At 71.2% G+C, this 10,988-nt stretch carries 9 protein-coding genes; 5 read left to right on the forward strand and 4 right to left on the reverse strand.

The window, feature by feature from the left end:
• Positions 1-97: 97 nt before the first annotated feature.
• Positions 98-556, reverse strand: coding sequence for a Crp/Fnr family transcriptional regulator (locus ACZ60T_RS13160; RefSeq protein ID WP_365626876.1), 459 nt, complete (start codon positions 554-556; stop codon positions 98-100).
• Positions 557-912: 356 nt separating this feature from the next.
• Here ACZ60T_RS13160 and ACZ60T_RS13165 point away from each other — a divergent pair, with 356 nt between their 5' ends.
• The 3 genes from ACZ60T_RS13165 to ACZ60T_RS13175 all read left to right on the forward strand — a co-directional run bounded on the left by ACZ60T_RS13165 (position 913) and on the right by ACZ60T_RS13175 (position 5,264).
• Entirely contained in the window at positions 913-1,806 is an 894-nt protein-coding gene (locus ACZ60T_RS13165; protein ID WP_469666084.1) for a universal stress protein, read from the forward strand.
• Between the two features lie 69 nt (positions 1,807-1,875).
• The gene (locus tag ACZ60T_RS13170) at positions 1,876-4,245 is read left to right on the forward strand and encodes a glycoside hydrolase family 65 protein (RefSeq protein WP_469665924.1); all 2,370 of its coding nucleotides are present in this window, start codon (positions 1,876-1,878) and stop codon (positions 4,243-4,245) included.
• Positions 4,246-4,370: 125 nt separating this feature from the next.
• The gene (locus ACZ60T_RS13175) at positions 4,371-5,264 is read left to right on the forward strand and encodes a universal stress protein (protein WP_469666085.1); all 894 of its coding nucleotides are present in this window, start codon (positions 4,371-4,373) and stop codon (positions 5,262-5,264) included.
• A 12-nt stretch (positions 5,265-5,276) separates the two neighbouring features.
• Here the strand turns inward: ACZ60T_RS13175 and ACZ60T_RS13180 are convergent, their stop codons facing one another.
• The 3 genes from ACZ60T_RS13180 to ACZ60T_RS13190 all read right to left on the reverse strand — a co-directional run bounded on the left by ACZ60T_RS13180 (position 5,277) and on the right by ACZ60T_RS13190 (position 6,886).
• The gene (locus ACZ60T_RS13180; RefSeq protein WP_365626882.1) at positions 5,277-5,534 is read right to left on the reverse strand and encodes a DUF1876 domain-containing protein; all 258 of its coding nucleotides are present in this window, start codon (positions 5,532-5,534) and stop codon (positions 5,277-5,279) included.
• A 106-nt stretch (positions 5,535-5,640) separates the two neighbouring features.
• Positions 5,641-6,261, reverse strand: a complete 621-nt coding sequence (locus ACZ60T_RS13185; protein WP_252425516.1) for an L-threonylcarbamoyladenylate synthase — start codon at positions 6,259-6,261, stop codon at positions 5,641-5,643.
• 94 nt (positions 6,262-6,355) lie between these two features.
• Complete coding sequence (locus ACZ60T_RS13190) at positions 6,356-6,886, reverse strand: pep a2 (RefSeq protein ID WP_365626886.1); 531 nt, start codon at positions 6,884-6,886, stop codon at positions 6,356-6,358.
• A 354-nt stretch (positions 6,887-7,240) separates the two neighbouring features.
• Here ACZ60T_RS13190 and ACZ60T_RS13195 point away from each other — a divergent pair, with 354 nt between their 5' ends.
• Together ACZ60T_RS13195 and treS are read left to right on the forward strand one after the other, a co-directional pair.
• A complete protein-coding gene (locus ACZ60T_RS13195) occupies positions 7,241-9,244 on the forward strand; it encodes an alpha-1,4-glucan--maltose-1-phosphate maltosyltransferase (protein ID WP_469665925.1) in 2,004 nt (667 codons plus the stop codon).
• The gene (gene treS, locus ACZ60T_RS13200; protein ID WP_469665926.1) at positions 9,241-10,974 is read left to right on the forward strand and encodes a maltose alpha-D-glucosyltransferase; all 1,734 of its coding nucleotides are present in this window, start codon (positions 9,241-9,243) and stop codon (positions 10,972-10,974) included. Before ACZ60T_RS13195 ends, treS begins: the two co-directional genes overlap by 4 nt.
• Positions 10,975-10,988 lie beyond the last annotated feature (14 nt).

Below are 10,988 nucleotides of genomic sequence, written 5' to 3' on the forward strand. Positions count from 1 at the left end.
CGCTCACGAGGTGCGGGGTGCCGGGCACGGTCTCCTCCACGGGGGTCGAGGGCGTACGACGGGACGACGACCGGCAGGGGCCGGTGCCGGGGCGCGGTCAGGCCGTGTCGCCGCTGCCGTAAGGGGCGTACAGGTCGAGCAGCCGGGTACGGGCCGCCTGGAGCCGGTGCGCCACCACGGCCCCCACCCACAGGGCGATCGCCCGGCCGAACTCCGGGGCCTCTGCACACAAGTCCCGTACGGCCACCGCGTCGAACTCGTACGCCCGCACCGGACTCGTGGCCTCGGCGCCGAGTTGCCACACATAGGGCTTGAAGTGCCAGGACCAGCCGACCAGTTCGTCACGCCCGAGGGTGTCGATGACGGCGGCCCGGCGGCCGGGCACATGCAGATCAAGGGCCACGGTCCCGGTCCGTACGATCCAGAACCGGTCGGCACGCCGCCCCTCCTCGAACACCCGGCTGCCCGCCTCGAAGGAGACCTCGCGGGCGATGCTCATCAGCCGCTCGCGGTGCTCGGCCGGGAGAGCCGCGGTCATGGTCGTGACAGACGCCATCGCTCGTGTCCCTTCGTACGAGGACGCGGTGTCGAGCCCGCGTCGCCGCACGGCGGGAAGGGCCCCATCCGCTTCTCGCGGATCCCGATTGCGCGGTGCGCGGCTGTCGGCCGCTTCCCCGCGCCAGTTCCGGGTCCTTCCCGTCACCTCCAGCACACCACGCGAACGCCCGAACCACCAGCCGATCCACCCCCACGCTCCCGCGGGGCACCGCTCGCCCCGCATGGGCCGAAGGTCCCCGCCGGGGGCCGAACCGCCCCTCCTGCCACCCCGCCACGGATGCGACCGTGAAGACGGATCGCGACCCTGAAGACGTGTCCGATGACTCCGCAGCCCTGCGAAAGGCGGTGGACGGCATGGAGCTGCCCCTGGTCGTGGGCGTCGACGGATCGGGCTTCGGCCTCACGGCGGTCGACTGGGCGGTGGACGAGGCGGCCCGGCACGGTCTCCCGCTCCGGCTGGTGCACGCCTCCCTGTGGGAACGCTACGAAGGCGAACGCTACGAAGGCGCCACCGCGTCGAGCGACCCGCGACCCGCCGCCACCGAGAAGGACATGGCGGAGGAGATCGTCGCCTCCGCCGCGGCACGCGCCCGCCGCCGCGACCCCGCCGTCCGGCTCAGCACGGACATCCTCCCCGAGGAAGCGGTGACCGCCCTCCTCCACGAAGGCAGCCGCGCCTTCGCCCTGGTGACCGGCACCCGGGGCCGCAGCGAACTGACCGGGCTGCTCCTCGGCTCGGTCAGCCTGGCCGTGGCCGCGCGCGCCCACTGCCCGGTGATCGTCGTCCGTGGCGACCGGACGGGCCTGGCCGGTGACCACAACCGGATCCTGCTGGGCGCCGGGGAGCCCGACACCGGCGGCGCGGCGGTGCGCTTCGCCTTCCGCGAGGCCGAGGTGCGCAAGTGCGTCCTCGACGTCGTACGGGCCTGGCGCCGCCCCGCCTACGAGAGCACCGATCTCGCCGTGTCCGCGGCGGAGGCGGCGCACCGGCACGAGCAGGAGGCGGCCGACCACCTCGACGCCCTGCTCCGGCAGGCGATGACGGACCACCCCACGGTCCGGGTGCGCCCCGCCACGGCCGAAGGGTCCACCCGTACCGTCCTGGTGAAGCGCTCGGCCGCCGCCGACCTCGTCGTCATCGGATCCCGGCCGGGCCACAGCCACCTCGGCATCCAGCTCGGCCGAGTGGGCCACACGCTGCTGCACCACGCGCGGTGCCCGGTCGCGGTCGTACCCCAAGGGGAGTGACCATGGTGCGGCGGGCGCCGGAGCCGTCGCGGGCGGCCCCGGAGAACTGCTCATGGGAGGAACGCCTCGGTGACGGTCTGGACCTGGCAGTACGAGGGCTACAACCCCCTGGACGAACGCGTGCGGGAGTCCTTGTGCGTGCTGGGCAACGGCTATCTGGCCACCCGCGGGGCGCTGCCCGAGTGCACCGCCGACGACGTGCACCACCCGGGCACCTATGTGGCCGGGTGCTACAACCGCCTCACCTCACGCGTGGCCGGACGCCAGGTGGAGAACGAGGACATGGTCAACCTCCCGAACTGGCTTCCGCTCCGCTTCCGCCTCGCCGGACAGGAGTGGCTCACCCCGGACACCGGGACCGTGCTCGACCACCGGCAGGTGCTGCATCTGTCCTCGGGGCTGCTGGAGCGCCGGACGCGCTACGGACTCGGCGGGGGCCGGGCGCTGTCCGTACGCCAACTGCGCATCGTGCACATGGCCGACCCGCATCTCGCGGCCCTGCGCACCGAGTTCACGGCCGAGGGCTTCGACGGCGTCCTGGAGGTCGAGGCCGCCCTCGACGGGGGAGTGGCCAACACCGGCGTGGCCCGCTACCGGGACCTGGCGGGCCGCCATCTGGTCCACGTCCACAGCGGCACCGCGGCCCCGGACACGGTGTGGCTGCGCTGCCGCACCCGTACCTCCGACATCCGGATCGGCCTGGCCTCCCGGCTGACCGCCGACGCGCCCGTCACCAGCGAGCACCCGCACCCGCGCGCCGTCCAGCGGGTGAGCCTCGACCTGGCCGCGGGCCGGACCGCCACCGTCGACAAGACCGTCGCCCTGCACACCTCCCGCGACCCCGCGATCAGCGACCCGCTGTGCGCCGCGCTCGACCGGGTCGCCGAGGCGCCCGGCTTCGACGCGCTCCTGGTGCCCCACCGCACCGCCTGGGACCAGCTCTGGCGCCGCACCGGCCTGGACATCCCCGGGGAGGCGGGCCGCATCCTGCGGCTGCACCTCTTCCATGTGCTCCAGACCCTCTCACCGCACACCGCCGACCTCGACGTGGGCGTACCCGCCAGAGGACTGCACGGCGAGGCCTACCGCGGGCATGTCTTCTGGGACGAACTGTTCGTGCTGCCCTTCCTCAACCTGCACTTCCCCGAGGTCTCCCGCGCCCTGCTCCACTACCGCCACCGGCGCCTGGAACGCGCCCGTGCCGCGGCACGCGCGATCGGCCGACGCGGGGCGCTCTACCCCTGGCAGAGCGGCAGCGACGGCCGCGAGGAGACCCAGGAACTGCATCTCAACCCCCGCTCCGGACGCTGGCTGCCCGACAACTCCCGCCTCCAGCGGCACGTCGGCTCGGCCGTGGCGTACAACGTGTGGCAGTACAGCGAGGCCAGCGGCGACGCCGAGTTCCTGCACACCAAGGGGGCCGAGATGCTCCTGCAGATCGCCCGCTTCTGGGCGGACTCGGCGACCTGGGACGAGAACCTCGCCCGGCACCGCATCCGGGGCGTGCTCGGCCCCGACGAGTACCACGACGCCTACCCCGGCGCGCGCGAGCCCGGACTGGACGACAACACGTACACCAACGTGACCGCCGCCTGGGTGCTCACCCGCACTCTGGACGTACTGCGCACCCTCCCCGAGCCCCGGCGGCGCGAACTCGTCGAACGCACCGAGCTGGACGAGGGCGAACTCGAACGGTGGGAGGAGGTCTCCCGCACGCTCCACGTCCCCTTCCACGACGGGGTCATCAGCCAGTTCGACGGCTACGGCGACCTCGCCGAGCTGGACTGGGACGGCTACCGCGAACGCTACGGCGACATCCGGCGCCTGGACCGGATCCTGGAGGCGGAGGGCGACACCGTCAACCGCTACCAGGCGTCCAAGCAGGCCGACGTCCTGATGCTGGGCTATCTCTTCCCGCCGGACGAACTCCGGTTCCTCTTCGACCGGTTGGGGCACCGACTGGACGCCGACACCTGGCGGCGCACCGTCGACTACTACCTGTCCCGCACCAGCCACGGGTCCACGCTCAGCGGCCTCGTCCACAGCTGGGTCCTGGCCCGCGCCCGGCGCACGGGCGCCTGGGAGTTCTTCCAGGAGGCGCTGCGCGGTGACATCGCCGACCTCCAGGGCGGCACCACCGGAGAGGGCATCCACCTCGGCGCGATGGCCGGCACCCTCGACCTCGTCCAGCGCGGACTGACCGGCCTGGAGACCCGCGACGGGGCGCTCCGGCTCGACCCCGCGCCGCTGCCGGAACTGTCGTCGTACGGGTTCGCCATCCGCTACCAGGGGCACTGGGGCGTACGGCTGACGCTGGAGCACGGCTCGCTCCAGATCGCGGTGCCGTCCTCCGACCGTTCGCCCATCGACATCCGGGTGGCGGACCGCGCGGTGCCGCTGGAGCCGGGGGAGACGTGTCTGCTGCTGCTCCGGGACTGAGGGCCTGAGGGGTGCGGAGAGGGGCCGGACGGTCCCCGGCGAGGACTCGTCAGCCCATGCCCTCCGCGGGCCCCGGCGCCATGCTGGGAGGGGAACGAAGAGCACGGGAGGTGGCCGTGGAAGCCATGCTGTCGCCCGTCGTCGCCGGTGTCGACGGATCCGTCGAGAGCCTGTCCGCCGCCGAGTGGGCGGCGCGCGAGGCGCTGCGCCGAGGCCGCCCGCTGCTCTTGGTGCACGCCTTCCGCCGCCATCCCCGGCAGCAGGCGGACGCGTCCGAGAACGGTGCCCCGCCGCGCGACGTCCTGCGCTCGGCGGCCGAACACCTCCGCCGCGCCTGCCCCGGCGTCCGCGTGGCGGACGAGCCGGTCGAGGGCCCGGCCCCCGAGGCGCTGCTGCGGGCCGCCGAGAAGGCCGAGCTGCTGGTGGTGGGCTCACGCGGGCTCAGCGGCATCAAGGGGCTGCTGGTGGGCTCGGTCGCCCTCGCCGTGGTGGCCGACGCGACCCGGCCCGTCGTCCTCGTACGCGCGGGGGAGCAGCCCGAGAACGAACCGGGCGAACCGGACGACGCGGGCCCGCCCTCCGGCTCCCCGGACGTCGTCCTCGGCGTCGATGTCGCGGACCCGTGCGACGAGGTCATCGAGTTCGCCTTCGAGGCCGCCCGGCTCCGCGAGGCCCGGCTGCGGGCCCTGTACGCCTGGCACACGCCGTCCCCGTTCGGCCTCGGCAGCGGTGACATCGGCCTGGTGAGCGGCGCCGAGCGGGCGGCGGAGTGGCTGCGCTTCCTGTCCGCCGTGCTCCAGCCCTGGCGGGAGAAGTACCCGCGCGTGGAGGTCCTGGAGTCGGTGCTCGCGGACAAGCCGTCCACGGCGCTCGTACGGGCCGCGTCGTCGGCGAGCCTGCTGGTCGTGGGCCGCCGACGACGGCTGGCCGCGCGGGCCAATGGCTCGCACACCGGCCCCATCACCCACGCGGTGATCCGCCGCGCCGGCTGCCCGGTGGCCGTCGTCCCCCACGCGTGAGCCGCCGCGAGGTCAGGGTGTGGCGGGACCCGCCATCTCCACGATGTCGTCGGAGGCGACGTCATGCAGCCGGATGGCCAGGTCCTCCAGCGCGCGGCTGACGGCGAGTTCGTCCCCGATCTCGGGGATCGGCCGGTCGACCGGATTGCGCCGCGCCTCACCTCTGCCGGTGACGGTCGACGTGTCGCGCGTACTCAGCACGGCGCGCGCGTGGGTGTCGTCGCCCTCCTCGGTGATGTAGATCTGCACGGTCCAGTTCTTGGCTTCCATCGTGATCACTTCCGTGCGCCGCAGGAGCCGTTTCCTGTCTCTCAGCGTGCACCCGTCCCCGGGGCCGGACCAGCCGGGCCACCGCTCGGGGAAGTGACTCAGGGCGTCACTCGAACCGTGACGTGTCCCCGGCCCCCCTGCGGACGATCTCGGCCTCGCCGCCGGAGAAGTCGATGACCGTCGTCGGTTCGGTGCCGCAGTCGCCCGAGTCGATCACGGCGTCCACGAGGTGGTCGAGCCGCTCCTTGATCTCCCAGCCCTGTGTCATCGGCTCCTCCTCACCCGGCAGGAGCAACGTGCTGGACAGCAGCGGTTCGCCGAGTTCGGCGAGCAGCGCCTGCGCCACGACGTGGTCGGGGATACGGACGCCGACCGTCTTCTTCTTCGGGTGCAGCAGCTTGCGCGGCACCTCGCGGGTCGCGGGGAGGATGAACGTGTAGCTGCCGGGGGTCGACGCCTTGATCGCGCGGAACACGTCGTTGTCGAAGTACACGAACTGGCCGAGCTGGGCGAAGTCCCGGCACACCAGCGTGAAGTGATGGCGGTCGTCGAGATCGCGGATGGCACGGATGCGTTCCATGCCGTCGCGGCTGCCGAGGCGGCAGCCCAGCGCGAAGCAGGAGTCCGTCGGATAGACCACGAGCGCGCCGTCCCGGATGCTCTGGGCGACGTGGCCGATCGTGCGCGGCTGGGGGTTGTCGGGGTGAACGTCGAAGTACTTCGCCATCCGCCGAGTGTCGATCACGGAAGACCGCACTGTCCACGCGACGGGGCCCGGAGCACGCGTACGGGGCAGCGGGGCGCGGCGGTTGCCGGGGCGGCTAGGCGTGCGCCGTGGCCGGCTCCGGGTGCCCGGTCAGCGCCTCCCACCGGTCGCTCGCGAGGGCGACCGCCGCGGGCGGCAGGACGCGCGGGAGGGCGCGTGCGTCGCACAGGCTGGGTACGGGCAGCACCGGGACGAGCGGGGCGTGGTCGGCGACGCGGGCCCGTTGCGAGAACCAGATGATCTTGCCGCCGGTGCCGGCGGCGCAGCAGCCCCAGCCGTTGCTGAGCGCCGCGATCTGCGTCAGACAGCCCTTCGGCGCGGAGTGCGGCCGGATGTCCGGCTCGCTGTCCTGGATCGCGGTGATGAGGTGCTGACCGTTCCACCACATCTCGAGCGTGGTGTTCTTGTCCTCCGCGTGTTCGTCGATCGTGCGCAGCAACGCTTCGGCGCACTGGCAGACGGGCTCGGCGAGCGTCTCGATGTCCCAGTAGCGGAGGTGGGCGGCGAGGATCCGCCTGACCTGCCCGATACGCTCCGGACTCACCTCTACGTCGAGGTGGTAGTAGCAGGGTGCTGCGTTCTTCATCGTCGTTGGCTCCTCACCGGCAAGCTCTCGCTTCTCAATCGCCCTTCCGGGCCTCTCGTCGCCCTTCTCGGCCGAGCCCATGTACGAAGCGTGAGCGGTCAGCGCTTCTGAGTCAGTACCAGGGTGCGAGTGCTACTCCATTCGTGCAACACGAGCCGCATACGCCGCATTTGGTTCACATCTGAACAGGACGCTGCGTGTCGCTGCGTGCACCATGAGTGAAGGTTCGCGCGTGTCGTCACGGATCGACCCCCGGTCCGTGCACGGCCTTCCCCTGCCTTCCGCCGTGGCCCCGCGAACCGTCCGGGACGGGCTCGGACCGAGTGAGTGGCAAGCGAGTGGGAGGTGACCGGCGTGACCCTGATCGGACGCATCCCGATCCTGGACGTCCGCCCCGCCGTCGACGGGGGCAGGCGCCCGGCGAAGGCGGTCGAGGGGGAGACCTTCGAGGTCACCGCGACGGTCTTCGGCGAGGGTCAGGAGATCGGCGCCAATGTCGTCCTGCTGGACCCGCGGGGACGCCCCGGCCCCTGGACGCCGATGCGTGAACTGGAGCCCGGCACGGACCGCTTCGGCGCCGAGGTGACACCGGGGTCGGTCGGCAGTTGGACGTACTGGGTGGAGGCGTGGAGCGACCCGGTCACCACCTGGCGGCAGCACGCCCGCGTCAAGATCCCCGCGCGGATCGAGGTCGCACTCGTCCTGGAGGAGGGCGCGGACCTGTACGAGCGGGCCGCGGCGGGGGTGCCGGACGGGCCGCGAAGAGACGTCGTACGGGCGGCCGTCCGCGCCCTGCGTGACGAGACCCGGCCGCCGCTCGCCCGGCTCGCCGCCGCGCTGTCCGCGGAGGTGGGGGAGGTGCTGTCCCGGTATCCCCTGCGGGAGTCGGTCTCGTCGTCGGACGCGCTGCCGCTGCTGGTGGAGCGGGAGCGGGCACTGGTCGGGGCCTGGTACGAGTTCTTCCCGCGGTCGGAGGGAACGCCGGAGCGGCCGCACGGGACGTTCCGGTCGGCGGCGCGGCGGCTGCCGGCGATCGCGGAGATGGGCTTCGACGTGGTGTATCTGCCGCCGGTGCATCCGATCGGGGTGTCGTTCCGCAAGGGGCGGAACAACGCGTTGGTGGCGGAGGCGGGGGATGTGGGCGTGCCGTGGGCGGTGGGTTCGTCGGAGGGCGGACATGACGCCGTGCACCCGGAGTTGGGGTCGCTCGAGGACTTCGACCACTTCGTGGAGCGGGCGCGGAGCGCGGGGCTGGACGTGGCGCTGGACTTCGCGTTGCAGTGTTCGCCGGACCACCCCTGGGTGTTGAAGCATCCGGACTGGTTCCGGCAACGGGCGGACGGGTCGGTGGCGTTCGCGGAGAATCCGCCGAAGAAGTACCAGGACATCTATCCGGTGTTCTTCGACGCGGACATGGACGGGCTGGTGGCGGAGACGCTGCGGGTGCTGCGGTTCTGGATGGAGCGGGGGGTACGGATCTTCCGGGTGGACAATCCGCATACGAAACCGGTGGTGTTCTGGGAGCGGGTGCTGGGGGAGATCGGCCGGACCGATCCGGACGTGGTGTTCCTGGCGGAGGCGTTCACGCGTCCGGCGATGCTGCGCACGCTGGCGCAGATCGGGTTCCAGCAGTCGTACACCTACTTCACCTGGCGGAACACGAAGCGGGAACTCACCGAGTACATGCGGGAGTTGACGGGGGAGACGGCGGCGTACCTGCGCCCCAACTTCTTCGTGAACACCCCCGACATCCTGCCCGCCTACCTCCAGGACGGGGGCCGGGCGGCGTTCGAGGTGCGGGCGGTGCTGGCGGCGACGCTGTCGCCGTCGTGGGGGATGTACTCGGGGTACGAGCTGTGCGAGAACGAGGCGTCGGAGCCGGGCGGTGAGGAGTACGCGGACTCGGAGAAGTACCAACTGCGGCCCCGGGACTGGGAATCCGCCGAGCGCGAGGGCCGCAGCATCGCCCCGCTGATCGCGCGGCTGAACGCGATCCGCCGGGAGCATCCGGCCCTGCGCCGACTGCGGAACCTGCATTTCCATGACGCGGACAACGACGCCGTGATCGTCTACTCGAAGCGCTCGGGTGGGGATGTGGTGGTGGTCGTGGTGAACCTGGACCCCCACCACACCCAGGAGGCGACGCTCTCGTTGGACATGCCGCGGCTGGGCCTGGACTGGAACGACTGCGTGCCGGTGCGCGACGAACTCACGGGCGCCGTCCACCAGTGGGGCCGGTCCGCGTATGTGCGTCTGTGTCCGGGCAGCGGCCCGGCGCATGTGCTGACGGTCGTCCAACGGCCGTCCGCGCCCACGTCCTTGTCGTCACCGTCGATCGGAGGGTCACCCACACGATGATCGTCAACGAGCCCGTCCCGGACACCTTCGAGGACACTCCCGCCGCCGACCGTGACCCGCAGTGGTTCAGACGGGCCGTCTTCTACGAGGTCCTGGTCCGTTCCTTCCACGACAGCAACGGCGACGGCGTCGGCGACCTCAAAGGGCTGACCGACAAGCTGGACTACCTGCAATGGCTCGGTGTGGACTGCCTGTGGCTGCCCCCGTTCTTCACCTCGCCCCTGCGCGACGGCGGTTACGACGTCGCCGACCACACCGCCGTCCTGCCCGAGTTCGGGGATCTCGCGGACTTCGTGGAGTTCGTGGACTCCACGCACGCCCGCGGTATGCGCGTGATCATCGACTTCGTCATGAACCACACCAGCGATCAGCACCCCTGGTTCACGGCCTCCCGCAGCGACCCCGACGGCCCCTACGGCGACTACTACGTCTGGGCGGACGACGACAAGCAGTACTCCGACGCGCGGATCATCTTCGTCGACACCGAGGCGTCCAACTGGACCTTCGACCCGGTGCGCCAGCAGTACTACTGGCACCGCTTCTTCTCCCACCAGCCCGACCTGAACTACGAGAACCCGGCCGTGCAGGAGGAGATCCTCGCCGCCCTCAGGTTCTGGCTCGACCTCGGTATCGACGGCTTCCGGCTGGACGCCGTCCCCTACCTCTACCAGCAGGAGGGCACCAACTGCGAGAACCTCCCCGCCACCCATGAGTTCCTGAAGCGCGTACGCAAGGAGATCGACGCCCACTACCCCGACACGGTCCTGCTGGCCGAGGCCAACCAGTGGCCCGAGGACGTCGTCGACTACTTCGGTGACTATCCGAGCGGCGGCGACGAATGCCATATGGCGTTCCACTTCCCCGTCATGCCCCGCATCTTCATGGCCGTACGCCGCGAATCGCGCTACCCCGTCTCCGAGATCCTCGCCAAGACCCCCGCCATTCCCACGAATTGCCAGTGGGGCATCTTCCTGCGCAACCACGACGAACTCACCCTGGAGATGGTCACCGACGAAGAACGCGACTACATGTGGGCCGAGTACGCCAAGGACCCCCGCATGCGCGCGAACATCGGGATCCGCCGCCGGCTGGCTCCGCTGCTGGACAACGACCGCAACCAGATCGAGCTGTTCACCGCGCTGCTGCTGTCCCTGCCCGGCTCCCCGATCCTCTACTACGGCGACGAGATCGGTATGGGCGACAACATCTGGCTCGGCGACCGCGACGCGGTACGCACCCCGATGCAGTGGACCCCCGACCGCAACGCGGGCTTCTCCTCCTGCGATCCCGGCCGTCTGTACCTTCCCACGATCATGGATCCGGTCCACGGTTACCAGGTGACCAACGTGGAAGCGTCGATGTCCTCCCCGTCCTCCCTGCTGCACTGGACCCGCCGACTGATCCAGATCCGCAAGCAGAACCCGGCGTTCGGGCTCGGCTCGTACACGGAACTGCCCTCCTCCAACCCGGCCGTCCTCGCCTTCGTCCGCGAACACGGCGACGACGTGGTGCTGTGCGTCCACAACTTCTCCCGGTTCGCCCAGCCGACCGAACTGGACCTCGGCCGCTTCACCGGCCTGCACCCCGTCGAACTCATCGGCCAGGTCCGCTTCCCCGCCATCGGTGAACTCCCCTATCTCCTCACCCTCGCAGGCCACGGCTTCTACTGGTTCCGCCTTCGCACACACGTCCCCAAGGCCACCAAGGTGAACTTGTTCGTGGGCGGTTGACCCATCGCCGCTGA

The organism is Streptomyces sp. NPDC104371 (genome assembly GCF_055583785.1).